The sequence below is a fragment of the uncultured Tateyamaria sp. genome, from assembly GCF_947497045.1.
GTDB lineage: Bacteria > Pseudomonadota > Alphaproteobacteria > Rhodobacterales > Rhodobacteraceae > Tateyamaria.
This window is the reverse complement of the sequence record NZ_CANMEU010000007.1, coordinates 82,579-108,258: the sequence shown is the minus strand read 5'-3', so window position 1 is coordinate 108,258 and position 25,680 is coordinate 82,579. Positions and strand designations below refer to the sequence as shown.

Sequence of the window (25,680 nt, the reverse complement as noted above, 5' to 3'; positions counted from 1 at the left end):
CTTTTTTGACAGGATGCGGTGGTTTTTCGTGCCCCATCAAATGGTCGCATCACGCAATATTGGCCCAAAGTGGACTTAAGGTAGCGGGGCGCTTGATGGTCCGGTGTGCGGGACAAATCGGACAATAATAAAAACGAGCCGGGCCATTGTCCCGGCTCGAATATTTTCGGCCAAACAGAGGTGTCAGGCAGCGACGGGGTTTTCGCCGCGTGTCCATGCCAATGGTTTTACAACGTCGTCCAGCGGCGTCTCAGCCACATGGTTGATGTAGTTTGACATCGTTTTTTGAGCGAGGCCAAGAATAACATCCAGCACAGCGCGGTGGCCATAACCTGCTTCAAAGAACTCCTGCATTTGGGCCTCGGTGACATTGCCCCGCCCGCGTAGCATACGCAGAGTAAAGACACGCAGGGCCTCGAGTTTGGCAGTTGGCAGTGGTGTTTCATTGCGTAGGGCTTGGCTGATCTCGTCCGACACCTTCATCATCTTTGCAATGCCTGTGTGGGCCGGAACGCAATAGTGGCATTCGTGCTCCACGTTGATCGTTTGCCAGACAACGGTCATCTCGTCCGCGTCAAACGCTGTCTCGGTGAACAGCTTGTGCAGAACCTGGTAACCTTCCAGCACCTGCGGGCTTTCAGCCATCACCTTGTGGAGACCGGGAAGGCGGCCGAATGCTTTTTGGCTCGCCTCAAGCAGGGGTTTGGACCCTTCGGGGGCGCTTTGTACGTCGTGAGAGGGGAAATCAGTCATGTTTTTGTCCATATAGAGGGGAAGTGAAAGAGAAAGCGCGCACCCAGGAAGCAGGCGCGCGCGGCTGGATGTCATTTTGCAGCGTCAATGATCACATCTGCCACATCTTGAGGCTTGGAGAGCATGCCAACGTGGCTTGCAGAGATTTCTACCGTGTGTGCGCCAATCCGCTCGGCCTGTTCCCGTTGAACGGCAGGGGCAATCATCTGGTCATTCGCGGCAACGATGTACCAGGATGGTTTTCCGTCCCACGCCTGAACGTTGGGTGCCTGATCAAGCGCGGCGGCGTGCAGACGGCCCTGTGATGCTGCGATCAGTTTAGCATCCGCTTGGGGGATGTCGGGAGCGAAATACTCGACGATCGTTTCTTCTGACAGGCGAATGAATTTATTTTCATCGACGATCGGCGTCTTGAAACCATCCACGGTGGGGATGCCGCGCGTTTTGTGAGCATCGTCGAGGATATCGTGGATGTGCTCGCCGGCCTTTGGCGCGAAGGCGGAAAGGTACACCAAAGAGCCCACCTGTTCGTCAGCACCGGCTTCCGTAATGACGACGCCCCCCCAGGAATGTCCGACAAGGACGACATCACCTTCTGCGTTGTCAATGGCGCGCTGTGTAAAGGCCACATCATCGGCAAGGGAAGTCATTGGCAGTTGGACCGCAATTGTTTTCAATCCCTCTTCTTGCAGGAGCGGAATAACCTTGTTCCAGGATGACCCGTCAGCAAAGGCACCATGGACCAGAACAACAGTTTTGCCGGACTCTGCGAGTGCGGCCATTGGCAAGATCAGCGCACTGGCAACAGCACCGAGAAATAGGGATCGAAAATACATGGGAGGCTCCTTTGGAGATGAGATACATAAACTAATTGGCATACAAATAATTGGTGCACCAGTTTAAATCCTACACAAAACCGTGACCCTGTTCTCGTGTTCTACTCTTGGGTTTGTGACAGCCAGTCAGCAATGTTGCTTTTGATATCTTGCATTTCATCGACGATGCGATGTGCAGTCTGCCCATCCAGTCCCGTGGCTTCCCCTAGTCCGTGAGGTATCTCGAGGGCTTTGCAAAACAGCGCCTTACCTTGGTCCGTCAAAAAGACCCTTACACGTCTTTCATCCTCGTCGCACCGCACCCGTGTGACGAAGTCCAGCTTCTCAAGCCGTTGAACCAGAGGGGTCGCGGTGCCTCCATCCAGCTCCAGAGACGCTGCGATATCACTGATAAGGATCCCGTCTTGCTCCCACAGCAACATCAGCGCTGCATATTGCGGGTAGGTCACACCAAGCTCTTTCAACAAAATGCCATAGGCTTTGGTCACAGCGCGTGAGGCAGAATAAAGCGCAAAGCAAAACTGTTGGTGAACCCGCAGCTTCCCGTCTTTGTCTGTTACATCAGCTTGCATCTTCAACCACCATCTTACGTTTGTTCAAGTTTACCAACAGGCGATTGGGGTACCAACTAATGGCCCGATGTCAACAAATTGCACCAGCCTTAGGATTCCTGAAAATCGATCTGGATGCGAGAGTCTTGGAGTTCCTCATCAGGAAGAGAGCGTGTGACTGCCTCAAATTGTTGATCGAACCTGGACCTGTCACGCTTTTGCGCCGCCCTTTTGGTGCCAAGCGCAGCATCGGTCAGACTGGCCTCAAGCCCGACTTTCGCAGCGGGGCGCTCGAAGGTCCCGTATGCGGAGCTTAGTGACATTGAAAACCAGATGCAGCACCCCGATATATCATTCAGTTCAGGGTTTTAAGATTTTGAAATTTTCACGCAGGTCTCTAACAACCATAGCCTTCGTAGCGGTGTTTGTGATGGTTCTATCCTTCCACGCGTTTGCGAGCAGCCATAGAGCCGCAGATTGGAAAGGCCTGTCCGAAGCGGGGCCTCTTTCAATTTCATTGGAGGAAGCCCCCGGTTTATTCAAACAGTGTTCACGCAGAGCGCCGACACCTGACGGTGCCGTCTGGTTGCCGCAGGAAAATGAAATCGGGGAATTAGAACAGCGACTTGGACATTTTTTCGCCCAAAAGGCGTATCTGCAAGACCATTTGATGGAAGGACAATTGCGTTACGCCGCACTAGGGAGAAACCCAGACTTAGCGAAATACCGAGCACAGTTTGTTGGTTTCGAGAGAGGTGGAAACAGGTACATTTACGCGTCCTACTTGGCGCACAGCGTCGCACTTAGTGGCATGCAGGGCGACAATGCTATAATTTTTTGCGACGGAGGCTTTGCTGCGTGGGGTATCATCTACGACCTCCAAAAGGGTGAATTAAGTGAGTTTGTCAGTAATCGAGGACCGTAAAAATGGCTTCAAACCCAACCTCGGATGCAACCTGAAAGACCGGCAACCTCTCCAGCTTTGGCCCAATAGCGTAACGTGAAGATAAAACCCGCCTGACGCTTTGCATGGAAAAGCTGGCGATCCCGGAAGGACTCGAACCCTCAACATCCTGATTAGAAGTCAGGTGCTCTATCCAGTTGAGCTACGGGACCGCGCGGGATCAGTCATGGCGCAGGTGCGCGCAGGTGGCAAGATGTCAAAGCGTGCGCGTCATAAAAACGCTGAGCGGGTCGAGCACATAATCACCGAACGGGGCGCACAAAGTGAACCCATGCGCGCTGTAAAGCGCCCGCGCCGGGGCAAAGAGCGCATCCGATCCCGTCTCAAGGCTAAGCCGGGTCATGCCACGGGTACGGGCGTGGTCCATCAAAGCCGCCACAAGGGCGGCCCCCACCCCGCGCCCTCGCGCGGCAGCCGCCGTGTGCATGGATTTCAACTCGCCGTGTGTGGGCTCAAGTGTGGCCAGCGCGCCAACGCCCAGCAATGTGCCCTCACTGCGCGCTGCAAACAGGACCGCCCCCGTGTCGAGCAACGTGCCAGGTTCCAACACATGACAGCTTTCGGCCGGTGATGCGGCGCGCATCAACTCAAAATGTCGGATCAAGAGGGCGTGGACATCCGGCGTGGCGGCTGTGTCCTGGGTGACGCTTAGTGCGTCCATGCCCCGCGCCGCCCGGTTGCGAAATTCTCGCCGTAGCCGCCTGCGCGGATGTTGGCGCGCCGCTTGTTCGGCTCCTGCACGATCGCATCGATGCCGTGATGGCTGGCGTAATCAAGGGCCGCCTCTTTGGTGTCAAAGGACATGCGCACCTGCGCCTGCGTGTCCGAAGATGACGTCCACCCCATCAGCGGGTCGAGCGAGCGGGCGCTGGCGGGCGCAAATTCGAGCACCCAATGCTTGGTCATGGCACTGCCCGAGGACATGGCCGTTTTGGCAGGCTGAAAGATGCGTGCGCGCATGAGTAGGCTCCTAAGCGTGTCAGGGATATATCGACAATTGTGACCTCTGTCGCAAGATGCGAATTGTCTCGGCACGCAAACGGATCCTATGGTGCGGCCATGGCACCCGCTTTGTCACATGTGGACTGGATATTGACGACCGGGCGGCAGCTTGGGCTGGATCGGATGGTTTATGGGCTGGCCGAGCGGCTGTGCGATGCGGGTGTGCCGCTGATGCGTCTGCGCCTCAGCATGCGCACGACGCACCCGCTGACCGAAGCCGAAAGTGTGTTATGGGAAGCGGACACCGGCCCCATCACCCAATCCGACGCGCCACACGGGTTGGAAACCCGTCCCGCCTATATCGGCAGCCCGATGGCCGTGATTGCCGAAACAGGTGCCCCGCTGCGCCGGAAACTGACTGCGCCGCTCGCCCCGTCCGATCATCTTGTGCTGCGCGAGTTGCGGGATCGCGGGGCCACTGACTATTTCGGACTGCCCCTTGATTTCGTGGCGGGCACCGGTGGGATGGTGATTTTTGTGTCCAACGCCCCGACCGGGTTTTCCGACGCGGATATCGACCTGCTGCACCGGATCGCCAATGCACTTTGCCCCATTGCCGAGGCCCACGGCAACCATCGCCTCGCCACCGCCATCGCCACCAGCTATCTGGGCGCACGTACCGGGCAGCGGGTGCTGGCCGGCCAGATTACCCGCGGCAATATCGAAACGATCGAGGCGGCGATCCTGTTCAGCGACATCCGGGGCTGGACCGCCCTCAATGCCACCCGCCCGGCCAGCGAGGCGCTGGCCATCGCCAACACCTATTTCGAGGTCATGTCCGAAGCGGTCGACACCACGAACGGTGAAATCCTCAAGTTCATGGGCGACGGGGTGCTGGCCCTGTTTCCCAGTGACGGCACCGATCAGGGACGCCAAAGCACCTGTCGCCAGGCCATCGCCGCCTCTCATGCCGCTCAAGGGATCGCGGTACTCGCAGACCTGCCCGTGCCCTTCGGGATCGGCATCCATTACGGTGAGGTCCTGTATGGCAATGTGGGCGCACGCACCCGGATCGACTTCACCATTCTGGGCCAGGCAGTCAATATCGCCTCGCGGGTCGAATCCTTTTGCAGGCGACTGAGCCAGACCATCCTGGTGTCCGACACAGTCGCAGCCATCGCTGACGTCCCGATGCGGCATGTGTCGACCCAAGCTCTCAAGGGTCTGGACACGCCGATGCCGTTGCACACACCCAGCACTTAGGTTGGTGAAATCCGCGCCCTGCTGACAGGAATTGACAAGGGTACACCTTGCATCTGCGCATGCGCGTGACAGATAGAGACCCAAGGAGACGCACGCATGCCCCATGTCCACACCGATCAAGCCGAAACCTTTCTGTCCAACCCGGCAGAGGATGTGCGCACCCGCCTGAAACTTGAGGGCGGCAAGCGGCTGGTGATGAACACCGAATTCGAGCCCGCAGGCGACCAGCCCACCGCCATCAAAGAGCTGAGCGCAGGTGTTTTGTCAGGTGATCGCGATCAGGTGCTGCTTGGGGCGACGGGTACGGGCAAGACCTATACCATGGCCAAGGTGATCGAGGAAACGCAGCGCCCGGCTATCATCCTCGCCCCCAACAAGACCCTCGCTGCCCAGCTTTATGGCGAGTTCAAGGGGTTCTTCCCCGAGAACTCGGTCGAGTATTTCGTCAGCTTCTATGACTACTACCAACCCGAAGCCTATGTGGCCCGCTCCGACACCTACATAGAAAAAGAAAGCCAGATCAACGAACAGATCGACCGCATGCGCCACTCTGCCACGCGAGCCCTGCTGGAGCGCGACGATGTGGTGATCGTGGCCTCGGTGTCGTGCATCTACGGGATCGGGTCGGTCGAAACCTATGGGGCGATGACGCAGGACCTGCGCGTTGGCAAATCCTATGACCAGCGGCAGGTGATCGCGGATCTTGTGGCCCAGCAATACAAACGCAACGACCAAGCTTTCTTTCGGGGCACCTTCAGGGTGCGCGGCGACGCCCTTGAAATCTTTCCCGCCCACCTTGATGACCGCGCATGGCGGCTGTCTTTCTTTGGTGAAGAGTTGGAAAGCATCACCGAGTTCGACCCGCTGACGGGCGAAAAGACGGACACGATGGAACATATCAGGGTCTATGCGAACTCGCACTATGTGACTCCGAAACCGACGATGTCGCAGGCCATCATCAACATCAAACAAGAGCTGCGCACCCGGCTGGATCAACTGGTGGGCGACGGCAAGCTGCTTGAGGCGCAACGGCTGGAACAGCGCACCAATTTTGATCTTGAGATGCTTGAAGCCACGGGCGTGTGCAACGGCATCGAGAACTATTCACGCTATTTGACAGGGCGTGCGCCGGGTGAGCCGCCCCCGACCCTGTTCGAGTTCATCCCCGACAATGCCATCGTGTTTGCGGACGAATCCCACGTGTCTGTCCCCCAGATCGGGGGCATGTACAAGGGCGACTACAGGCGCAAGTTCACGCTGGCAGAACATGGCTTCCGCCTGCCCTCCTGCATGGACAACCGCCCCCTCAAGTTCGAGGAATGGGACGCCATGCGTCCCCAATCGGTGTTCGTCTCCGCCACTCCCGCAGCATGGGAGCTGGAGCAATCAGGCGGCGTGTTCACCGAACAGGTGATCCGGCCCACGGGGTTGCTTGACCCGCCCGTCGAAATCCGGCCCGTCGGCATGCAGGTCGATGATCTGATCGACGAGGTCCACAAGGTCACCGCCAACGGGATGCGCACCCTGTGCACCACACTGACCAAGCGCATGGCCGAGGATCTGACCGAATACATGCACGAACAGGGCATCAAGGTCCGTTACATGCACTCCGATATCGACACGCTGGAACGCATCGAGATCCTGCGCGATCTGCGGCTTGGTGCCTTTGACGTGCTCATCGGGATCAACCTGCTGCGCGAGGGGCTCGACATTCCTGAATGCGGGCTGGTCGCGATTCTGGATGCAGACAAGGAAGGGTTCCTGCGCTCGGAAACCTCATTGGTACAAACCATCGGACGCGCCGCACGCAACGCGGATGGCCGGGTGATCATGTATGCCGACAAGGTGACCGGCTCGATGGAGCGCGCACTGGGTGAAACCAACCGCCGCCGCGCCAAACAGGAGGCCTATAACCTCGAACACGGGATCACGCCCGCGACGGTCAAAAAAAACGTCGAGGATGTGCTGGCCGGGCTTTACAAGGGCGACACGGATCAGTCGCGCGTCACAGCCAAGATCGACAACCCGCTGGCGGGGGGCAACCTGCAAACCGTGCTGGACGGGCTGCGCACCGACATGCGCAAAGCGGCCGAGAATTTGGAGTTCGAAGAGGCCGCACGGCTGCGCGACGAGGTCAAGCGGCTTGAGGCGGTCGATCTGGTGGTCGCGGACGATCCGATGGCGCGGCAATATGCGGTGGAAAAAGCGGTGGGCGATGCCAAGAAAGCGTCAGGACGCAGTACAGCGGGTCGGGCCGGTCAGCGCGGCGGGAATGTAAAGCGGCGAGGGCGGTAAGGTGGGCAATATTGCCCACCCTACTCACCAACTTCGATTTTCCGCGGCAAATCACACCACGCAAGGTCCACCAGATCACGCCGCATATCGCGATGGATCGAGGAATGAAGCCAGTCAGTTGGCCGCTCCACCACCCCGTGCTTGACCGGATTGAACCAGCAATACCCGACATGCGCGCGATAGTCCGCCTCGTCACGTATCATGTGTTCCCAATATCGGCGCTGCCAAAGGCCACACTCGCGCTTGGCCATCTTACTGGGGCTGCGTGGAAAATCTCCTCCAACCGCATTTGAAAAGCGGGCCTTGATCTTACGCCACCGTTCGGGAAAGTCACTGTCGCCCGGTGGTAGCGCCCAGACGGCATGCAAATGGTCTGGCAAAACAACGATCGCGCGTGTCTCGAATGGGTGTTCTGCGCAGGTGGCAGCATAGGCTTTGCGTAGCGCGCAGATATGACGGACAAGGTGGTCATTGCGCCGATCAGCCAAAGCCAATGTAAAGAAATAGGTCGCGCCGGGCACGCGTAAACGTCGGTAAGTGGACATGCCCCCACATTGCCAAAGCAAGGTTAACCAATCATATATCGTGGGCAACATTGCCCACTCTACGCTGAGGTCTACCTTTGCAGCATGCGCTTTTTCATAGTCTTCCTCCTCCCCACCCTTGCACACGCGTGGACCTTCACCCCGTCTCCCATCTGCACCCTCGACCACATCGAACCTGGCGTTGAGGTCAAGCTCACCTATGACCACGCCACCAAGACCTACGCCATCACTCTCACCAGCGATCAGGGGTGGCCACAAGCGCCTGCATTCTCAATGGCATTCACAGGCCCCCGTCCCAACACCATCTCGACCCCACGGCACCAGACGCAAGGCAACACGCTGACCGTCACCGATAGCGGCTTTGGCAATGTGCTCGACGGCCTCCAACATAACGAAACCGCCACCGCTTTCACGGCAACGGCGGCGGTCACGGTCTCGCTCAAGGACGCGGCAGAGCCGGTGCAGCGCTTTCGGGACTGCACCCAAACACCGATAGCCTAGAAATCAAAGATGTCGCCCAACAGGCTGCCCATCCCCTTTTTCTTCTTGCCCCGGTGATGCTGCACATGGCGCGGATCGTCATAGCCGCGGCTGACCTGCGGTTGCGGCGGAGGCGGCGCATAGGCCTCAGCCCGCTCGATAAGCTTGTCCAACTCGCCGCGATCCAGCCAGATGCCGCGACATTGCGGGCAATAATCGATTTCGACCCCGCTGCGATCCGTGATCACCAATTGGGTTCCGTCGATGGGGCATTGCATGGCATGTCTCCTCTTCCAGATTTGGCGTATATGTAGGGTCTCACGACGCGTCACACATCCGCACAATTGGGTATCACCAGTGGTGGGTTCCCGGGGCACCCTTGATCTGACCCTGCAAATTCGGGGTCACCCATCCGCCATAGAAATCACCCGGTTGCGGGATGACACGCACCTCCCCGACAAAGCACGCCTCCATCTTGCCAGCATAGATCGCCACGCGGTCCTTGAGGTTTGCAAATCGGTCACTGGGGGCGGGATAACTCCAAGCGGCAGACTGCGCCGTCTGACCGCCAATGCTAACATCCCAATATTGGGCCCGCCCTTTCCACTCACAAAAAGACCCGCCCGCCGCAGGGGTAAGCTCCGCAAGAACATCGGCACGGGGCAGGTAATAGGTGGGGGCGTGATGGGTTTCGAGAACCCGTAAGGCGGATACACTATCCGCCACGCATACACCTGCAAACAGCGCGCGCACGCGTTGGGGCACGGGTTCAAGCGCAGGTGGGCGCGGATAGGACTGAACATTCTCGACCGATAAATCCATGCCCGGCTACCTAAGTCAAACAAACGGCAAAGCGAGGGCATCGTAAGGGATTATTAACCAAACTCAGGCCAAGTCATTTTCTGTTAACCTTAACCGGAGCCGCCCCCGTGATCCGCGCCCTGCTTGTCCTGATGCTGAGCCTTGCGGCATACCCGGCCTGCGCCGGGGCATGGCTGCGCGAGCACAAGACGGGGTTTCTGGCGTTCAGTGGCACGGTGGATGAGAACGGCGAAACCGATGGTGCCGTCTATGCCGAATATGGCCTGCGTCCAAAGCTGACACTGGGGTTCAAAGGCGATGCCAATCTGCCTCAGGGACGACTTGGCGAAGGGTCTGCATTCCTGTTCGCACGCCTGCCGATCAGCACCGGCAACAAGCAATACAAGCTGGCCTACGAGATCGGGCTTGGGGGAACGTTTGGGCTGGATTTCGAACCGATGATGCGGACCGGCCTCAGCTACGGCCGCGGGCTGTCGATCGGTGAAACCAGCGGGTGGCTTGCAATCGATGCCGCGGTGGAATGGGCGAAAGGGGATGCAAGCGATATTCGCAAGCTCGACACCACTATCGGCGTCAATTTAAGTGAGCGCTTCAAGGTGATGATGCAGGTCTTCTACACCGGCACGGACTCGGGAGATTTCTTCACATATGCGCCGTCGCTGATCTGGCAACCCACGCCAAAGACACCATCATTTCAGATCGGGGTTGAATCCGACAATGGGGTTCTGTCGCTCAAACTCGGTATTTGGCGCACGTTCTAGAGTGACGGGGGCGAAGGTCAGACACCCGCGCCCCACCCCACTCAGCGGTCCATGCGAACGGTCGCGCGCACCTGACCACGCACTTCAGTCGGAAACTCAAGTGAGAACTGATCTTGGTTGGGCCCCACACGCCCACGCCCAATTGGGGTCTCATAGACTTTGGCATTCGCCGCATTCTGCAAATCCTCAGACAACACGACGCTGTCGACAAACTGGCAATAGCTCAGGAACGGCAGCTTCTTGGCTGTCCCGATCGTCCACGTGCGCGCGTTGGTGTTTTGGGTATGGGCGATCACCAGCGGGTTTTCGGCATGCTCCGACACATTGTGATACGAGTTGCCAACATAATGAACAGACTGGTTCCGATTGTAATCAAGATCGGAAATACTCGTATCCACCCGCTCGGCCCGCTCAATACTACCGTTGATAGATCGGAACCGGTTGCCCGATACAGTGACCCCATTCAGGAAATGTCCGGCCCCATGCGGCTTAATCACGAAATAGCTGAACCAGGGCGGCACATCACCGGACAAGAACACGTTGTCGGTGATTGACAGCGAACTGAAGGAAAACCCGCCGGTGAAGGCCGGTGTGGGGTCACGTTCATTCGTCCACTCGATAAAGCAGTTGTCGACATAATTGCCGGACATCACGCAGCCTGCGTAGTTGTACATGAACACCATGCCTGCGGTCCGGATACCGTCAGGCACCCCGTCCCCCTGGAAAAAGTGGTTGCCGCTGACAAGGTGGTTCTGCCCCGCAAGCAGCGCGAAATGGCGGAACCGCGTGGCGCGGCAATCACGGATTTTGACGTCGTTGGAATTCACGTTCAGCCCGATGCTCACACGATCCGCAACATCCACCGCCTCTTCGGCAGACAGGAACTGACAGCGGCTGATCAGCATGCCCTGACACCCCACCCCGATCGAGGTCAGACCCCGATCAATGGGGCGCGATATGAAACAGTCCTGCAACTCGAATGCCGGACCACTCGGGGCCAGCATGATACCGCTGCACCGGCTGTTACACTGGAAATCAATGTCGGCCATGATGAACTTCGTGAGGTTCTGGAACCCACTAAAATCAACCATGTACCGGAAGCGGCGGAACGTGAAGGTCTGGGTGCCTTCCGCATCAAACAGCGGGGCATTCAGCGTGATCTCTCGGGCACCCACGTTCTTGTCCAGAACATAGATCTCGCGCCCCACACCGTTGCCTTCAACCAGCGACCCAATCTCGATATTGGCGATATTCGTCACATTGGTGAGGCGGCGGGAATTAGAGGCCGAATAGGTCGCAGGCGAGGTCGCAACGATGGTGTCCCAATCACCATTTGCAGCCTCAAGTTGCCCATTTCGGATCAAACGGCGGGTGGCATAGACCGGGCGATTGGGTACAAAAGCGGCCATATCAAGCGGCTCGGTCACCGCAACACGGCGTCCGCGCATATCAAGGCTTTCGTGATCAGATTGGTTCAGCAGGGCCTGAAATGCTTTGCCAAAGGCCAGCGCCTCGTCCCCAAACGCGTCGATATAGGCGGGCAGATCAAAGTTCTTGCGCAGCAACAGCATTTTGTCGACAGGCATCGTGACGGATCCCTCAAACCGGGCAGGATCGTCAAAGCTGACATCATTGCCCAGATAGAAGGTGCCCTGTGGTACCAGAATCGTGCGCCCGTCTGCAGCCGCCGCAGCCGCCTCGAACGCAGCGCTGTCGTCCGTCGTCCCGTCGCCAATCGCACCAAAGTCGCGTACATCGACATAGGCCAGCAAATCGCGCAGGAACACGGATGTGACATCTTCGATTTCGATGTCATCAATGCGGACAACACCCCCGTTGGGGCCGGTCAGATCAATCCCGAAATGGCCATAGACGGCGTCGACACCCCATACCAGATCAACACCGCCACGATTGCCTGCTCCGATAATGGCCGACACCTCTAGGATGTCGCCGTAGCTTGTGATCGTTGTGCTGTCGGCGGTTGTGTCGATACCGGACACCGCGGTGCCATTCGCACGCGCAGCATAACCCGCCACGCGAACCGAAGGCAGGCTGCCCGCAATCGCCTTGATGCGGGCCGTCACACGGATATAGCACCCCGGCTGCAACGGGGTCTCGCCCATATAGCGCAGGCGGGTCGTGTTCGATATCTTTTGCACCTCAAGGCAGCCACCAAAGTCCTGATCCGCAGGCACAAAGGCCGCGTTTGGTGCATTTTCATATGTATCCGAGCCGGGCGTTCCATCGCCGCTCGACCACACATCCAGACCATTCGCAAAGGCGGGCGGCATCAGCAATACGCCCTCAGTGATCGCCTTATTCATCCATTTATCCCTTTTAACCGGGGGCCGTCAGGCCCGAGTGTTCGCAGTCAAACCGCACGGGTCGGGGGCTCCGACCTGTCCGGGCAAGGGAAGTATCAACGAGGGGTTAACGCACGCTCACACCACCGGACGGCACCCCGTCGGTCCACGCAACAGAAGGCAGAAATACGCACACTGAATGTTACACCCCTTTCACAAGGGGCCACGGCCCGATGACTTGGGGTCAACCATTGCCTAAATATATGCTGCACCTGCAAAACCTCCGAGGTCCAAACATCATGTCCAGATCATCCAACCCCCGCCCCAAAGTCGTGATCGTGGGTGCCGGTTTCGGAGGTATCTCTGCCGCCAAAGCACTGGCCAAAGCACCCGTCGACATCAAGGTGATCGACAGGCGGAACTATCACCTCTTTCAGCCCCTTCTGTATCAGGTGGCGACAGCCGATCTGTCACCGGCAGACGTGGCATGGCCAATCCGGGGGATATTTAACCGTCAGAACAATGTCAGCGTCGCCCTGACCGAGGTGCGCGATATTGATCTGGAAGCCAAACAGGTGGTCGGAGAGGATGGGCTGTTCGACTATGACTACCTCATCGTCGCAAGCGGCGCGCACCACTCCTACTTCGGGCGGGACGAATGGGAAAAACACGCGCCGGGCCTGAAACGGATCATCGACGCCACAGAAATCCGCAAACAGGTGCTGGTCGCATTCGAGCGGGCCGAAGTGTCAAACTCCGACGCCGAACAGCGCCGCCAACTCACGTTTATCGTGGTTGGGGGTGGGCCGACCGGGGTGGAAATGGCGGGTGCAATTGCAGAGCTCGCCAATCACGCGCTCGCATCCGACTTTCACCGGATCAATTCGCGCGACGCACGGGTGATCTTGGTCGAGGCAGGCGACCGGCTCCTCAGGGCCTTCCCACCCAGACTCTCGGACCGCGCCCGACAGTCGCTTGAAAAGCTTGGGGTCGAAGTCATGCTCAACACCCAAGTCGAAGATATCACCGAAAAGGGCGTGCAACTGCCCGGCACCTTCATTCCCTCGGCCTGCAAAATCTGGGGAGCCGGGGTGGCCGTGAAAAACGTCGGGCGGTGGTTGAATGCCGATACCGACCGCACCGGGCGGGTACCCGTCGGCCCGGACCTGTCAATGCCGGACCACCCCGATGTGTTCGTGATCGGCGATGCCGCACAAGTCCCTTGGAAAGACGGGCTGGACGTCCCCGGCATCGCGCCAGCCGCCAAACAGGGCGGCAAATACGTGGGCAAGCTCATATCACAGCGGGTTCAGGGCAAATCCGACCTTGCCCCATTCCGCTATGCCCACGCCGGCAATCTCGCCACCATTGGACGGCACGCCGCCGTTATCGACCTTGGCAAACTGCATATTTCGGGCTTTGTGGCATGGTGGATCTGGGGCATTGCCCACATCTATTTCCTGATCGGCGTGCGCCAACCCCTGATCGTGGCTTTCAGCTGGTTCTGGTCCTACCTCACTTTCTCCAAAGGGGCCCGGTTGATCACCGGGTTGCGACCCCTTTATGAAGAGCACGACAGCGAGCCCAAACCGGCGCTCGAAAAAATGGGGTAGTCTTTGTGACCATACGCGCCGCGCGCATGTCGGATGCGTCCAGTCTGGCCGCCCTCTCGATCGAGGTGTGGCTGGGCACCTACCTCAACCACGGAATCAACGGGTTTTTCGCCGACTACGTCTTGCAGGAATTTACCACAGCCAGAATGGAAACGCTGATTGCAGACCCGAAACAGGTCATTCACGTCCATGAAAACACGAACGGGATCGACGGGTTCATTCGCGTCACCTCTGAAAACCCGGCACCCGTGAACAACCCATCAGAGACCGAGATTTCGACGCTCTACGTCCAACCAAGGCACCACGGAAAAGGCATAGGAAAACATCTGCTGACCGCAGCCCTCGACCATTGCAAAACAAGTGGTATCTCTTCGGTTTGGCTGGCGACCAATGCCGAAAACAGCCCGGCCATCGCCTTCTATCTGGCACGCGGGTTCGTACATGTCGGCGAGACTTATTTCGTGATCGACGATCAGCAATACCTGAACAATGTCTACGCCCACCAACTCGGCTAGGCACTTACGCCCGCCGCTTCCAACAGCTGCACCCCATTGATTTTCCAGCCATCTCTGGTTTCCAACATGCGGTAATCCAGCAGGTGCACCGCCCCGTCGCCATCCACAATGCGCACCGTCTGCCAATAGGCACCATCCTCCTGGCGCAGACCCAGATAGGTGACCTCGGCAGGACGCCACACCATCGGATAGCCTTGGGTGACCATGCGCCCAAAATTTTCGGGTGTGCGGAAAATACCTTGGATCGATGGCGATGCGAATGCGAAAGCACCCGCAAAATCATCCGCCTCGAACGCCTCGATCTGACTACCGATCACAGCTTCGATCTCGGTGCCTTGAGCGACGGCGATCCCCGCCATCGACATGGCCAGAGCGGCCCCCATCATCCACTTGCGCATCGCAGCTCTCCCTTCGTTCTGATCAAAGAGCTAGCGCGCGTAGTAGGGTGGGCAATACTGCCCACCCTACCCCGTCAATTCACCCGCAAGGGCGGCATCAATCAACGCAACCGTCTCAGCTACCCCGTAGAGTGCAATAAATCCACCAAACCGCGGCCCTTGTGACGCGCCAAGCAGCACTTCGTAAAGGGCTGTGAACCACCCCCGCAGCGGATCAAACCGATCCCGTCCGACAGCATAGACAATCGACTGCAACGCCTCGTCATCCAGCGGACCATCATAGGCGGCCAACTCGGCGCGCAATGCCTCAAGCGCCTCACGTTCCGCATCCGTCGGCAAGCGATAGGTCTTCGCAGGCTTCACAAAGTCATTGTAATAGCGCACGGCAAACCCAACGGCCTTATCCATGCCGGGGTGCGTTTCGGGGCCTGTGCCGGGCGCGTAGCGCTGGATAAAACCCCACAGCGTGTCCTTGGTCTCGGCCGAAGACACCGAGGCGAGGTTGAGCAGCATCGCAAACGGCACAACCATATCCGAGGTGGGCACATCGCCTCCGTGGATATGCCACACAGGATTGTTCAGACGCGTGGCCTCGTCCTGCCCGGCATAGGCGCGCAGTTGTTGGTGGTATTCGTCCACGGCCTTGGGGATCACATCGAAATACATGCGCTTGGCCGTCTTGGGCTTTTGATACATAAAGTAGGACAGGCTTTCGGCGCTGGCATAGGTCAGCCACTCGTCAATGGACACGCCATTGCCCGACGTCTTGGAAATCTTGTGGCCGTTCTCGTCCAGAAACAGCTCGTAAGTGAAATGCTCGGGCTTGCGCTGACCAAGAATCTCGCAAATGCGGTCATAGATCGGGGTGTTGGTCGAGTGATCCTTGCCATACATCTCGAAATCCACGCCAAGCGCGGCCCAACGGGCCCCAAAGTCCGGCTTCCACTGCAACTTCACCGCACCACCCGTAACAGGCAGGGTCATCTCCTCACCCACTTCAGTGTCGAACGTGATCGTACCCGCCACCGCATCGACGGACTTCACCGGGACATACATCACCCGACCGCTTTCAGGATGAATGGGCAGAAAGATCGAATAGGTCTGCCGCCGCTCTTCACGCAGCGATTTCAGCATCACCTTCATAATGTCATCGTATTTCTCGGCGGCACGCAAAAGCACCTCGTCAAACTGACCCGAGGCATAAAATTCAGTGGCCGAGATGAATTCGTATTCAAACCCGAACGTATCCAGAAACCGGCGCAGCATGGCGTTGTTGTGGTGACCGAAACTCTCGTACTGCTCAAACGGGTCGGGCACCGAGGTCAGCGGGCGCTGCAAATGCTGCTCAAGCCGTTCGGGATTGGGCACGTTGCCCGGAACCTTGCGCATCCCGTCCAGATCGTCTGAAAAGCAGATCAGCTTGGTCGGGATATCCGACAGCACCCGAAACGCCTGCATCACCATTGTGGTACGCGCCACCTCGCCAAAGGTGCCGATATGGGGCAGGCCCGAGGGGCCGTACCCCGTCTCAAACAGTACAAACCCCTTCTTGGGCGGGGCCTTTTCATAGCGTTTGACCAGTTTGCGCGCCTCCTCGAAAGGCCAGGCTTTGCTTGTCATCGCAGCGTCACGCAAACTCGACATGAATGAGGTGTCCCGAAAATAGGTCAGCCGCACCCAATGCGCAGCCGCGTCAGAATCCGCACGCCCCGCGCACGTGATCCCGCCGCTACCTATTGCGGGCAAGGGCGTGCGTCAATATTGAGGGAGGCAACCGCGCGAAAGGAACCGCCATGTCCGAGACAGAAAACCTCTCACTCACTGCACAGGATGCGCTGGTGGCCCTGATGATCGCGGTATCAGCATCCGATGAGGACATCCGCACCGCCGAACTGGTCAAGATCAACACCGCGGTGAACACCCTGCCTGTGTTTGCGGGCTACGATGTGGACCGAATGAACACGATGGCGCAAATGGTGTTCGATCTGTTCGAACAGGAAGACGGGCTTGATGCGTTGTTTGGCCTCGTGCGCGAGGCGTTGCCGGACCGGCTGAATGAAACCGCCTATGCGTTGGCCTGCGACGTGGCCGCAGCGGACGGGACGCTGGAAGAAACCGAACTGCGGCTGCTCGAAGAGATGCGGTACGAGTTGAACATCGACCGCCTGCATGCCGCCGCAATTGAGCGTGGAGCACGGGCGCGGCATCTGACGGTTTGAGGGCGGTTTTGCGGACAAAGCACCAATTCGCTGCGACTGCACCAATGACAGCTTTCGGAAAACCCACATCAAACCAACGCTTATTTGGAACACCACCAAGCCGATTACATGACAAGCTTGTGCTTGATCCGTGGGGCAGGAAAACCCAGAAGTTACCAACCTGCAAGCCAGGATGCGCCCTCTTTGCTGTTTGGTATCTACCTCGGTTAAGTCTCCCAAGGAAATCATTTCATAGCTCTAGGCTGTGCAGCATGTAAGGCACAGTGTTTCCATGATGACGTAACAGCATGCAAAAAAGTTGGATATCCGCCTCAAGGGCACGTACTCAGCACTGACCTGACTAGTATTCTTTTCGTAAGTATCTGTGAACACATCTATTCTTCCGGGGACGACCAATGATAACTTCCAAAACTCAAAACCTGCGCGGCTGCACCGGAATGTGCACTGCGTTGGCCAGCATTGTTCTGGGTGGGCTCTATTCGTTTGTGCCCGCGTCACATGCCGTGGCGCAGCAATATAGCCAAACCTTTTTAGGTGATCTACCGGGTGGAATTTTTAGCAGTAATGCAGGTGACGTTTCCGCCGATGGGTCAGTGGTCGTTGGGCGAGGCACTGGCGCATCCGGCCGTGAGGCGTATCGCTGAGTAGGTGGCATCATGACCGGGCTGGGTGATCTGCCCGGCGGTACCTATGAAAGTACTGCACTTGGCGTTTCCGCTGATGGATCAGTGGTCGTCGGCCAAAGCCGCAGCCTCAACGGCCGTGAGGCGTTTCGCTGGGTAGGTGGCACTATGACCGGGCTTGGGGATCTACCGGGAGGAAGTTTTAATAGTCTTGCGAGGGCCGTTTCTGCAGACGGGTCAGTGGTTGTTGGCGTAGGTCGCTCTGCATCCGGCTCTGAGGCGTTTCGCTGGGTAGGTGGCACAATGACTGGGCTAGGTGATCTGCCTGGCGGAAATTTTTTTAGTAATGCATACGACGTTTCTGCCGATGGATCGGTGGTCGTCGGGCAAAGCGCCAGTGCATCCGGCAGTGAGGCGTTCCGTTGGGTCGGTGGCACAATGACCGGGCTTGGCGATCTACCGGGTGGAATCTATAGCAGTTTTGCAACTGGCGTTTCTGCCGATGGGTCGGTGGTCGTCGGGCGAGGCACAAGTGCTTCCGGCCTTGAGGCGTTTCGCTGGGAAGGTGGCACTATGACCGGACTAGGTGATCTGCCGGGCGGACCCTTTTTCAGTACTGCAAATGCCGTTTCTGGCGATGGGTCGGTGGTCGTTGGCTCATCAAGGGCTGCATCCCGCAATGTGGCGTTTCGCTGGGAAGGTGGTTCCATGGCCGCGCTTGGTGATTTGTTGGCGGCTAAAGGTATCGATCAAACCGGGATAACGCTTTTAGATGCAACTGGCATCTCGGATGACGGCACTGTCATCGTCGGAAATGCATTTACCACCGCCGGCAACGAAGCGTTTATTGCTGTCTATGATGAACCGGCTTCTGGGGCCACAACGCCTGCCACTGGCGTCGTCTTCGTCGATGATTTTTCAATTTCTGTGCAATCCGTGTCCAACACATCACGCTTGAGCGGCGCATCTGGGCAAGGTCTGGATCGTGGACTAGAGTTCACCGGTCTGAATGCGCGCTCAGATGAAACAGGCAAAGCGCGCGCCGCCGTACCCACTGAAGGCTCCGTGCGCGGCTCTGTCGGACGTGGATTATCCTATTCGGCTTTTGTCTTTGGTGAGGGCAGCCGCGTGCTCGATACTGGAATTGCCACACGTGAAGTTGGGTCAGGCGGAGTGGGTTTGAAACTCAAGTCAAACGGCAGTGGACTTGATTTTGGCCTAAGTGCATTGGTGGTAAACCAATCGACTACGACCAGCGCATTGGGCTCTCGATCTTCCATTCACGGGCTTGGCGCGGGGCTGTTCTTGACCTACGCCCCCGCCCCTACCGGCATCGAGTTGTTGTTTACAGCTTCTCGCATGGCGTTGGATGGAGACATTGATCGCAATTATCTAAACGGCGCAACAACCGAAACCTCATCGGGCAGCACATCGGGCAACTACACAGGTTTTCAAGGGCGCGTTGGATATGCAATGCAAACCAGCCAGAACCTAACGCTCACGCCTTTTGCAGGCCTGTCGAGCCACAGGGCTGAACTGGACGGTTACACAGAAACCGGCGGTACGTTCGCGGGCACGGTGTCTGCTCAGACCTCAAACCTGCGAAAGGCAAAGCTTGGATTGGATGCCCGTTTCCGCCTGCGTTCTAACCTTGATCTTACAACCGCCGTATCTGTGGAGCACGTCAAAGAAACTGGCACGTTCTCAAGCGTCAGCGTCACGCCACTGGGCGGCGCAACGTTCGGTGGTGGTTCTGGCGCGCGCACGTACAACGCAGCAGATGTGTCACTGGGGGTAAACTACAGGGCCTCCAGCAATGTCGCATTGTATTCGCAAGTCAACGCGAGCCACGCCCTAAGCTCCGGTGCCAGCGATATTGACCGCGTTGGGATCCAGATTGGAGCGGCGTTCAGTTTCTAAGATAGACCTGCGACGTCGCCGCGCGTCGCAGGCTACGTTTCTGCGGACAACTGTCGAAAATGAACACCGGTTGCGCATCTTTTCGGGTCCATTTGGTGGCGCATAACCGTGCAGTGGTTGCCTTTCCCAAGCCGTAGAAAGCGGCCATCCAAGCAATGCACAGCATCTGGAACTTTGGGCTCCTACCAGACCTTCGCGGCATCGCCCCAAAAGCCACCACACCCAAGCCTGACCACCCGTGATCAACAAATCCTTTGCGCGACTCATCGCCTCCCCCTATATCCACCTCAGCCGACCAGACTGATATGGGAGAGCGCAGGTCAATCCCTGCCGCCGAAGGAGCAACGCCCCGACAAACTCTCAGGCACCAGAGACCGTGTCAGTCGCGCCCAAAAGGGTAATCCGGCGATCTGGAGAGTGGTGTGTGGTCAGACGCCCGCACGCCCACCGAAGGAGAAAGCGCCAAAGCTACGGCGTCAAACTCTCAGGTCAAACGACAGATGGGGACGCGAACCGGCATGGTGTCGGCCACGTGTCCTTGACCCTGCCGTCTGGAAAGACCCGAAGAGATGAAGAACATCGCAGTTATCGGCGCCGGCATCACCGGCATCACCACCGCCTATGCCCTTGCGCGGCGCGGCTATGACGTTTCCGTTTTCGACCGCAACCGCTATGCGGCGATGGAGACATCATTTGCCAACGGCGGTCAGTTGTCCGCATCAAATGCGGAAGTGTGGACGCGGTGGGGCACCATCGTAAAGGGCCTCAAATGGATGCTGAAATCCGACGCGCCCTTGCTGGTGAACCCGCGCCCAAGTTGGCACAAACTGTCGTGGATGGCCGAATTTATGACCAACATCCCACATTACGAGGCCAACACCATCCAGACCGCCAAGCTTGCCATCGAGGCGCGCAGCCACCTGCTGGAATTTGCCAAAGAGGTGGGTATGGAATTCGACATGGAGCAGCGTGGCATTCTGCATGTCTACAAGAAGCAGTCCGAATTTGATCATGCCCGCCGGGTGAACACGCTGCTGGAAAAGGCCGGGCTCGACCGGCGCGAAGTCTCGGCAGACGAAGTGCAACGACTTGAGCCCGCGTTGCGCACCAAAACGCTTGGGGGGTTCTATACCGAAAGCGATTTCACCGGCGACATCCACCAATACACCCGCGCGCTCAGCACGGGGTGCGAGAAACTGGGCGTCAAGTTTCACTACAAGGCCAATGTGGCCAAGATCCATCACACCGGCAAGGATATCCGCATCGACTGGCACTCAGGGGCGGGCGATCAGCAGCAACACTTTGACGGGATCGTGGTCTGTGCAGGGGTCACAAGCCGCAGCATCGCCGCCGAACTTGGGGACCGGGTGAACATCTATCCGGTCAAAGGGTACTCAATCACCGTGAACCTTGATGACGTCGACAGCCAGGCCGCGGCCCCGTGGGTCAGCCTGCTGGATGATGAGGCCAAGATCGTGACCTCGCGATTGGGCCGCAGGCGGTTTCGGATCGCGGGTACGGCGGAATTCAACGGCTACAACCTCGATATCCGCGACGATCGGATCCGGCCCCTGCGCGAATGGTGCGAGACGTTTTTCCCGGATGTCTCAACCGAACATTGCGTGCCATGGGCGGGTTTGCGACCCATGTTGCCGTCCATGCTGCCCAAGGTCGGCCCTGGCTCGAAACCGGGTGTCTTCTACAACACGGGCCACGGGCATCTGGGCTGGACACTATCCGCAGCAACCGCGCAGCTTGTGTCCGATTGCGTCGACGCAAAACGGATGCAGAACGCGGCCTGACCACAGAGGCGGACGTCACGAAAGGCATCCGCCAACTGCCGCCGCTTGGGCGAGATATCAAACCCCGTAAAGCGCGCCCCACCGCTCGATCAGCTTTTGCTGCATTGTTTTGGCGCGCCTGTTCCAACTGCGCGCACCGGGCGGGGATTCTCGGTTGGCCTTGGACAGGCGTGAACGCGTCGCCTCATCCGCGGCAAAGATCGCAAAGGCCAGCACCGTGCCGTCGCGCGCCGTCATATATCCGCCCAACCCCGACACAAAATTCAGCGTACCCGTCTTGGCATCGACTTTCAGCGGATGGTTCTTGACAATGCCGCCATTGGCGTCCCGCATCGCGACAGGTTTCAGAATGGGGCGCAACACTGCATTCTGGTGGGCCTTGATCAACACCTGCACCATGTCATCGGCTGTCACCTTGCTTGACCCGCCAAGACCCGAATGATCGACAAGCTTCATCGATTTCGTGCCAAGCGTCGCATTGGACCAGCGGTTCATTTCGTTGGCCGAGGCCCGCAAACTGTTCACGCGGCTGTTGCGTTTCACGCTTGCGGCCATGCCGACCATCTCGGCGGTCACATTTGTGGAAAAGCGCAGCATCGCCCTGAGGATCGTGCGCAAATCGTCGCTTTGATGGGCGACAAGCGTCGTACCCGCCTGGGCACGATCCACCACTTTGGGATTTTTCAAAACGATACCGTTGGCACGGGCCAGGGTCTGGAACACATCGCCTGCATAAAGCGCAGGCTTACGCACCGGCAACCAGCGCGCACCGCCATTGCCAAGCGCACCCTGGGCGACCGTCCATTCATCGACCCGCCCGCCATCCTTGTAGGTATAGACCGGCAGGTTGCGGTTCACGATCTGCATACGGGCCATGTAGACGTCGGGGCGATAGCGATCTGACCGGGCATCCATGGTGACCCCGTATCCCGTCCCGGCTCGTTTCCACTCAAAATGCACCCGGTTGTAATTCAGGGCCACACCGCTGACCGCCGGGCTATAGCCGACATGATCGGGTTGGTCGGTGTCGATTGTCTTGACGAAAGGCAGCGCACCTTGTGCCACTTTGAAATCGCCGCGCACCTCGCGGATACCCTTGTCCTTCAATGATTTGGCCAGCCCGGCCAACGCATTGGTGTCCAGCGTCGGATCACCACCGCCAAGCAAGATCAGATCGCCCTGCACCACGCCCCCTGACACAGTTCCGGTCGCGATCATCCGCGTCACAAAACGGTGGTTGGGACCCAAAGTCTGCAAGGCATAAAGGGCGGTGATCGCCTTGGCGACACTGGCAGGGGGCGTCCCGATCTTGGCCTCTCTCCCCTCAAGCCGGGCCCCTGTGCGCACGTTGGCAACAGCATAGGTCACACGCCCGTCCAGCTTGGCGGAGTCAACGATACGCCCTGCTCCGGGCACCGCGCGTTTGGCATGCTCAGCGCCGCGTCCGACAGGGCGCAAGGAGGCCGCAGGTGGGGCCGACATGGCCGCGGTTCCCGCGCTACCCGCCAACATAGTCAAGACAACACGTCTGGAAAATTTACGAAACATGTGCGCATCTAACCGCAGCGCCGAAGGGCACACAAGCGGTCAAACCATCACATTTCCGCAGGCGCTCCCCACGTCCCCGCCGCGCGGATCGCGCTGGAGGATTGGCCGGACATCGCCACGTTTACAAAACACCACGCAGGCGGTTGTGCACGGCCCAGCAAATGGCTTGCCCACCCCGCAATGCGGTAGTCTCGATAAAGCCGTGCCGCAGGGCTGGTACGTGCTGAAATCCGGTCACCGGGGCGGGCCAGTACACCGACGGGGACGTTCTGCATGATCCATGCCCAATCCTGCCACAGATGAAATTGCACCAGATTGTCGGCCCCCATGAGCCACACAAATCGCACCCCCGGATAGGCGCGCATCAACGCGGCAAGCGTCTGCGCCGTATACCGCGTGCCAAGTCGGGCCTCGATATCCGTGACGGTGACGCGCGGGTGCTGCATGACCGCACGCGCATGCGCCATGCGTTTATCCAGCGGCGCAGGTCCGCGGGATTTCAGCGGGTTGCCCGGACTAACCAGCCACCAGACCCGGTCCAACCCAAACCGTTTCATCGCCTCGCGGGTGATATGCGCATGGCCCTCATGGGCCGGATCAAAGGACCCCCCCAACAGGCCAATGACCTGTCCCGGTCGGGCAAGAGGATAGGCATGGCGCATCAACGTAACGGTCCTGATAAGGCTGCCCGCACCTGTGCCAATGCATGCATGGTTGTCAATCCAACGGGCGCACAGCGTCGCCGCGGGCGATGTGCCCCGGCTGCACGACCTGTGCGCACCACCCGCCATGGCCGCGCACCGCCGAATAGCCGCCCTGGCCAAACGCCTCTTCCATCCGGCTGCACGGCGCGCAGATGGTGGTCAGATGCACAATCGCGGCTCCGATGGCCACATCGCGCCCCTTGAGGGCCGCAAGGTTCAGACCACTCACGACGATATTCCGGCGCAACACATCAGGCGGCACAGACCCTTGCCCCAGAAAGCTGCCAATCGCGGCAAGATGTTCGGCCTGGATCAACGTCACAGCGCGTTTGCCAGCACGGGCGCGATCCCCGGCCAAACCCGCCCGGGTGATCTCGACGGCGGGCAGCGTGACCATTCCGGCCCGACGCTCAGGGCGCACCCCGATCCAGTCCACGCGGCCCGGACGCGCCCACCGCCGCATCATTGCATGCAAGTCACTCACCGGTTTTCGCGCTCAATCTCACGTTCTTCGAAGATGGAAATATCGGGCAGACGATCCAGCGGATAGTTGGAATGCAGCACCCAAAGCCCGTTCTCGTCCTGATCCAGCGGGCGCAATGTGCCCCCCGGAAAGGCGCGGGTGCGCAGGGCCAATACCACATCCGACAGCACCGCCGGATTGTCCCGGAAGTAGGCGTGACCAAAGCCGCCACGCACATCCTCGACCCGGATCAGATGCACCAGCCCTTCCTTGGCCAACAAGGCCAGCTCGCCCTCCTGCAAGTCCTCGTCCCTGAGCGCACCCAGCCGGACAGAGCGGGTCAGATAGGCCGACAGGCGCAGCGCCCCGTCCTGTGGATTGATATAGAGGTTGATCTGCTCGAACGCTTCGGAAAACAGCTCGGCCTGAAGGCGCTGGCGAACGATATCGACGTCCAGATCCGGGGCGGCCATGATCAGCGTTCCGGCCTTGAGGGCAAGTTTTGGGTGAATACCCCGACCGCGCGCCTCGATCATCAATTCCCGCAATGCGGTCGTGGCGACATCCGTGCCACGCGAATGGGCGATGAAGTCGATCTGCTCGACCTCTGGGATGGCCGCGAGCATGCGCAGGAATTCCTTTGTGTGGTGCACCGAAAACGTGCCCGCGTCCCGATCGCGGAAATACCCCAACGGACCTGCCCCGTTGCCCGCAGGCCAGGTGAAGGAAATCGGCACCGTCTGGCGCCCTGCAAAGTGCCACATATTCGCGATGGTGGTCAGGCTATCCTCAAAATCGGTGTTGAACCCGTGGATGTAGATCAGCAGGCGCTTGTTCCCGGTCTGGCGGATCTCGTTGGCGATGACGGCCTGAAACTGGCCGGTCTGTTCGTCGTATTTCGCCCGCGAGTCAGGTTGGTGGCGCAGACGGCCATCGCGACGCTCATAGGGCAACGGGGTCGCCTCGAACCGGACAATCTCTTCGAATTCAGGCACCCACAAGGTCGAGATGTTCTCGTTGGAATCCGCACGTGTCCGGTTCAACAACTCGGCCCAGTCCAGATCACGCCCAAACTTGACCGTCGCGGCCCCAAACGCCATCGACTGGGATCGATCATACCCATAGTCGCTGCCATCAAACACCCGGTCGGTCATGTAGAATATCTTGGGCTCGGCGGTCCGCAGGGATTGGGGTACACGGGCTTCGGGATAATTTGTGCCCGCACGGTACAGATTGGGCGGCGGCGCTAGGCCGATGCTCGCAGCGCAAGCCCCCAGCACCAAGCACATCCCAAACAGAACCCACCGGCGCATATTTCCGCGTCCCTTCAATGCCATAACACTATCGCTAGCACAGGATT

25 protein-coding genes, 1 tRNA gene and 2 riboswitches are annotated in these 25,680 nt (G+C 58.7%); of the genes, 10 read left to right on the top strand and 16 right to left on the bottom strand.

All coding sequences use genetic code 11. From position 1 onward, the window contains the following. Nucleotides 1-183: 183 nt before the first annotated feature. The 3 genes from Q0859_RS14690 to Q0859_RS14680 form a co-directional block, all read right to left on the bottom strand. Entirely contained in the window at nucleotides 184-753 is a 570-nt protein-coding gene (locus tag Q0859_RS14690) for a carboxymuconolactone decarboxylase family protein (RefSeq protein ID WP_299152316.1), read from the bottom strand. A gap of 71 nt (nucleotides 754-824) precedes the next feature. After that, the gene (locus Q0859_RS14685) at nucleotides 825-1,589 is read right to left on the bottom strand and encodes an alpha/beta hydrolase (protein WP_299152315.1); all 765 of its coding nucleotides are present in this window, start codon (nucleotides 1,587-1,589) and stop codon (nucleotides 825-827) included. Nucleotides 1,590-1,690: 101 nt separating this feature from the next. Then, on the bottom strand, nucleotides 1,691-2,077 hold the full coding sequence (locus Q0859_RS14680) for a MarR family transcriptional regulator (protein WP_299152313.1): 387 nt from the start codon (nucleotides 2,075-2,077) through the stop codon (nucleotides 1,691-1,693). A 379-nt stretch (nucleotides 2,078-2,456) separates the two neighbouring features. Between Q0859_RS14680 and Q0859_RS14675 the strand changes: the two genes are divergently transcribed. After that, nucleotides 2,457-3,065, top strand: coding sequence for a hypothetical protein (locus Q0859_RS14675; RefSeq protein ID WP_299152311.1), 609 nt, complete (start codon nucleotides 2,457-2,459; stop codon nucleotides 3,063-3,065). Between the two features lie 114 nt (nucleotides 3,066-3,179). Here Q0859_RS14675 and Q0859_RS14670 read toward each other — a convergent pair. The 3 genes from Q0859_RS14670 to Q0859_RS14660 form a co-directional block, all read right to left on the bottom strand. Then, nucleotides 3,180-3,256, bottom strand: a tRNA-Arg gene (locus Q0859_RS14670). Nucleotides 3,257-3,300: 44 nt separating this feature from the next. Beyond that, on the bottom strand, nucleotides 3,301-3,765 hold the full coding sequence (locus Q0859_RS14665) for a GNAT family N-acetyltransferase (protein ID WP_299152309.1): 465 nt from the start codon (nucleotides 3,763-3,765) through the stop codon (nucleotides 3,301-3,303). After that, on the bottom strand, nucleotides 3,753-4,064 hold the full coding sequence (locus tag Q0859_RS14660) for an ETC complex I subunit (protein WP_299152308.1): 312 nt from the start codon (nucleotides 4,062-4,064) through the stop codon (nucleotides 3,753-3,755). The genes Q0859_RS14665 and Q0859_RS14660 overlap by 13 nt, the downstream gene beginning before the upstream one ends. 99 nt (nucleotides 4,065-4,163) lie before the next feature. Here Q0859_RS14660 and Q0859_RS14655 point away from each other — a divergent pair, with 99 nt between their 5' ends. Further along, a complete protein-coding gene (locus tag Q0859_RS14655) occupies nucleotides 4,164-5,309 on the top strand; it encodes an adenylate/guanylate cyclase domain-containing protein (RefSeq protein WP_299152306.1) in 1,146 nt (381 codons plus the stop codon). 96 nt (nucleotides 5,310-5,405) lie between these two features. Then, nucleotides 5,406-7,604: an excinuclease ABC subunit UvrB gene (uvrB, locus tag Q0859_RS14650; protein ID WP_299152304.1), complete on the top strand. Its 2,199-nt coding sequence runs from the start codon at nucleotides 5,406-5,408 to the stop codon at nucleotides 7,602-7,604. A 20-nt stretch (nucleotides 7,605-7,624) separates the two neighbouring features. Here the strand turns inward: uvrB and Q0859_RS14645 are convergent, their stop codons facing one another. Continuing rightward, complete coding sequence (locus Q0859_RS14645; protein WP_299152300.1) at nucleotides 7,625-8,149, bottom strand: transposase; 525 nt, start codon at nucleotides 8,147-8,149, stop codon at nucleotides 7,625-7,627. A gap of 84 nt (nucleotides 8,150-8,233) precedes the next feature. Here Q0859_RS14645 and Q0859_RS14640 point away from each other — a divergent pair, with 84 nt between their 5' ends. Then, a complete protein-coding gene (locus Q0859_RS14640) occupies nucleotides 8,234-8,650 on the top strand; it encodes a hypothetical protein (protein ID WP_299152297.1) in 417 nt (138 codons plus the stop codon). On the opposite strand, the gene Q0859_RS14635 is transcribed toward Q0859_RS14640, so the two are convergent. Both Q0859_RS14635 and Q0859_RS14630 read right to left on the bottom strand, forming a co-directional pair. Then, the gene (locus tag Q0859_RS14635) at nucleotides 8,647-8,907 is read right to left on the bottom strand and encodes a zf-TFIIB domain-containing protein (protein ID WP_299152295.1); all 261 of its coding nucleotides are present in this window, start codon (nucleotides 8,905-8,907) and stop codon (nucleotides 8,647-8,649) included. The genes Q0859_RS14640 and Q0859_RS14635 overlap by 4 nt on opposite strands. A gap of 73 nt (nucleotides 8,908-8,980) precedes the next feature. Beyond that, nucleotides 8,981-9,451, bottom strand: a complete 471-nt coding sequence (locus Q0859_RS14630) for a DUF427 domain-containing protein (RefSeq protein WP_299152292.1) — start codon at nucleotides 9,449-9,451, stop codon at nucleotides 8,981-8,983. A gap of 107 nt (nucleotides 9,452-9,558) precedes the next feature. Here Q0859_RS14630 and Q0859_RS14625 point away from each other — a divergent pair, with 107 nt between their 5' ends. Then, the gene (locus Q0859_RS14625; RefSeq protein ID WP_299152290.1) at nucleotides 9,559-10,212 is read left to right on the top strand and encodes a hypothetical protein; all 654 of its coding nucleotides are present in this window, start codon (nucleotides 9,559-9,561) and stop codon (nucleotides 10,210-10,212) included. Between the two features lie 41 nt (nucleotides 10,213-10,253). Here the strand turns inward: Q0859_RS14625 and Q0859_RS14620 are convergent, their stop codons facing one another. After that, the gene (locus Q0859_RS14620; RefSeq protein WP_299152288.1) at nucleotides 10,254-12,536 is read right to left on the bottom strand and encodes a glycosyl hydrolase family 28-related protein; all 2,283 of its coding nucleotides are present in this window, start codon (nucleotides 12,534-12,536) and stop codon (nucleotides 10,254-10,256) included. Between the two features lie 278 nt (nucleotides 12,537-12,814). On the opposite strand from Q0859_RS14620, the gene Q0859_RS14615 reads away from it, so the two are divergent. Both Q0859_RS14615 and Q0859_RS14610 read left to right on the top strand, forming a co-directional pair. Further along, nucleotides 12,815-14,128, top strand: coding sequence for an NAD(P)/FAD-dependent oxidoreductase (locus tag Q0859_RS14615; protein ID WP_299152286.1), 1,314 nt, complete (start codon nucleotides 12,815-12,817; stop codon nucleotides 14,126-14,128). A 5-nt stretch (nucleotides 14,129-14,133) separates the two neighbouring features. Then, nucleotides 14,134-14,643 carry a GNAT family N-acetyltransferase gene (locus tag Q0859_RS14610; protein ID WP_299152284.1) on the top strand — a complete coding sequence of 170 codons (510 nt, stop codon included), beginning with the start codon at nucleotides 14,134-14,136 and terminating at the stop codon, nucleotides 14,641-14,643. On the opposite strand, the gene Q0859_RS14605 is transcribed toward Q0859_RS14610, so the two are convergent. Further along, nucleotides 14,640-15,041: a DUF4864 domain-containing protein gene (locus Q0859_RS14605; protein ID WP_299152281.1), complete on the bottom strand. Its 402-nt coding sequence runs from the start codon at nucleotides 15,039-15,041 to the stop codon at nucleotides 14,640-14,642. The two genes, Q0859_RS14610 and Q0859_RS14605, sit on opposite strands and share 4 nt — an antisense overlap. A gap of 66 nt (nucleotides 15,042-15,107) precedes the next feature. After that, complete coding sequence (locus Q0859_RS14600) at nucleotides 15,108-16,685, bottom strand: lysine--tRNA ligase (protein ID WP_299152279.1); 1,578 nt, start codon at nucleotides 16,683-16,685, stop codon at nucleotides 15,108-15,110. Nucleotides 16,686-16,834: 149 nt separating this feature from the next. Here Q0859_RS14600 and Q0859_RS14595 point away from each other — a divergent pair, with 149 nt between their 5' ends. The 3 genes from Q0859_RS14595 (at nucleotide 16,835) to Q0859_RS14585 (ending at nucleotide 21,605) form a co-directional block, all read left to right on the top strand. Further along, entirely contained in the window at nucleotides 16,835-17,260 is a 426-nt protein-coding gene (locus tag Q0859_RS14595; protein WP_299152276.1) for a tellurite resistance TerB family protein, read from the top strand. Between the two features lie 656 nt (nucleotides 17,261-17,916). Continuing rightward, entirely contained in the window at nucleotides 17,917-19,803 is a 1,887-nt protein-coding gene (locus Q0859_RS14590; protein WP_299152274.1) for an autotransporter domain-containing protein, read from the top strand. Between the two features lie 296 nt (nucleotides 19,804-20,099). Then, nucleotides 20,100-20,190, top strand: a riboswitch (glycine riboswitch). Nucleotides 20,191-20,203: 13 nt separating this feature from the next. Then, a riboswitch (glycine riboswitch) is annotated at nucleotides 20,204-20,313 on the top strand. Between the two features lie 59 nt (nucleotides 20,314-20,372). Further along, on the top strand, nucleotides 20,373-21,605 hold the full coding sequence (locus Q0859_RS14585; protein WP_299152271.1) for a D-amino acid dehydrogenase: 1,233 nt from the start codon (nucleotides 20,373-20,375) through the stop codon (nucleotides 21,603-21,605). 57 nt (nucleotides 21,606-21,662) lie between these two features. On the opposite strand, the gene dacB is transcribed toward Q0859_RS14585, so the two are convergent. The 4 genes from dacB to Q0859_RS14565 are packed head-to-tail and all read right to left on the bottom strand — an operon-like array spanning nucleotide 21,663 to nucleotide 25,633. Next, nucleotides 21,663-23,153 carry a D-alanyl-D-alanine carboxypeptidase/D-alanyl-D-alanine-endopeptidase gene (gene dacB / locus Q0859_RS14580; RefSeq protein WP_299152268.1) on the bottom strand — a complete coding sequence of 497 codons (1,491 nt, stop codon included), beginning with the start codon at nucleotides 23,151-23,153 and terminating at the stop codon, nucleotides 21,663-21,665. Nucleotides 23,154-23,200: 47 nt separating this feature from the next. After that, on the bottom strand, nucleotides 23,201-23,815 hold the full coding sequence (locus tag Q0859_RS14575) for a nicotinate-nucleotide adenylyltransferase (protein WP_299152265.1): 615 nt from the start codon (nucleotides 23,813-23,815) through the stop codon (nucleotides 23,201-23,203). Between the two features lie 55 nt (nucleotides 23,816-23,870). Then, entirely contained in the window at nucleotides 23,871-24,341 is a 471-nt protein-coding gene (locus Q0859_RS14570) for an MOSC domain-containing protein (RefSeq protein ID WP_299152263.1), read from the bottom strand. Continuing rightward, nucleotides 24,338-25,633: an alpha/beta hydrolase gene (locus Q0859_RS14565; protein ID WP_299152260.1), complete on the bottom strand. Its 1,296-nt coding sequence runs from the start codon at nucleotides 25,631-25,633 to the stop codon at nucleotides 24,338-24,340. The genes Q0859_RS14570 and Q0859_RS14565 overlap by 4 nt, the downstream gene beginning before the upstream one ends. Nucleotides 25,634-25,680: the final 47 nt, after the last annotated feature.

Coding starts and splice junctions, on each gene's coding strand:
- Q0859_RS14690 (WP_299152316.1), bottom strand. CDS start 753: ATGACTGATTTCCCCTCTCACGACGTACAAAGCGCCCCCGAAGGGTCC.
- Q0859_RS14685 (WP_299152315.1), bottom strand. CDS start 1,589: ATGTATTTTCGATCCCTATTTCTCGGTGCTGTTGCCAGTGCGCTGATC.
- Q0859_RS14665 (WP_299152309.1), bottom strand. CDS start 3,765: ATGGACGCACTAAGCGTCACCCAGGACACAGCCGCCACGCCGGATGTC.
- Q0859_RS14660 (WP_299152308.1), bottom strand. CDS start 4,064: ATGCGCGCACGCATCTTTCAGCCTGCCAAAACGGCCATGTCCTCGGGC.
- Q0859_RS14655 (WP_299152306.1), top strand. CDS start 4,164: ATGGCACCCGCTTTGTCACATGTGGACTGGATATTGACGACCGGGCGG.
- uvrB (WP_299152304.1), top strand. CDS start 5,406: ATGCCCCATGTCCACACCGATCAAGCCGAAACCTTTCTGTCCAACCCG.
- Q0859_RS14645 (WP_299152300.1), bottom strand. CDS start 8,149: ATGTCCACTTACCGACGTTTACGCGTGCCCGGCGCGACCTATTTCTTT.
- Q0859_RS14640 (WP_299152297.1), top strand. CDS start 8,234: ATGCGCTTTTTCATAGTCTTCCTCCTCCCCACCCTTGCACACGCGTGG.
- Q0859_RS14635 (WP_299152295.1), bottom strand. CDS start 8,907: ATGCAATGCCCCATCGACGGAACCCAATTGGTGATCACGGATCGCAGC.
- Q0859_RS14630 (WP_299152292.1), bottom strand. CDS start 9,451: ATGGATTTATCGGTCGAGAATGTTCAGTCCTATCCGCGCCCACCTGCG.
- Q0859_RS14620 (WP_299152288.1), bottom strand. CDS start 12,536: ATGAATAAGGCGATCACTGAGGGCGTATTGCTGATGCCGCCCGCCTTT.
- Q0859_RS14615 (WP_299152286.1), top strand. CDS start 12,815: ATGTCCAGATCATCCAACCCCCGCCCCAAAGTCGTGATCGTGGGTGCC.
- Q0859_RS14605 (WP_299152281.1), bottom strand. CDS start 15,041: ATGCGCAAGTGGATGATGGGGGCCGCTCTGGCCATGTCGATGGCGGGG.
- Q0859_RS14600 (WP_299152279.1), bottom strand. CDS start 16,685: ATGTCGAGTTTGCGTGACGCTGCGATGACAAGCAAAGCCTGGCCTTTC.
- Q0859_RS14595 (WP_299152276.1), top strand. CDS start 16,835: ATGTCCGAGACAGAAAACCTCTCACTCACTGCACAGGATGCGCTGGTG.
- Q0859_RS14590 (WP_299152274.1), top strand. CDS start 17,917: ATGACCGGGCTGGGTGATCTGCCCGGCGGTACCTATGAAAGTACTGCA.
- Q0859_RS14585 (WP_299152271.1), top strand. CDS start 20,373: ATGAAGAACATCGCAGTTATCGGCGCCGGCATCACCGGCATCACCACC.
- dacB (WP_299152268.1), bottom strand. CDS start 23,153: ATGTTTCGTAAATTTTCCAGACGTGTTGTCTTGACTATGTTGGCGGGT.
- Q0859_RS14575 (WP_299152265.1), bottom strand. CDS start 23,815: ATGCGCCATGCCTATCCTCTTGCCCGACCGGGACAGGTCATTGGCCTG.
- Q0859_RS14565 (WP_299152260.1), bottom strand. CDS start 25,633: ATGCGCCGGTGGGTTCTGTTTGGGATGTGCTTGGTGCTGGGGGCTTGC.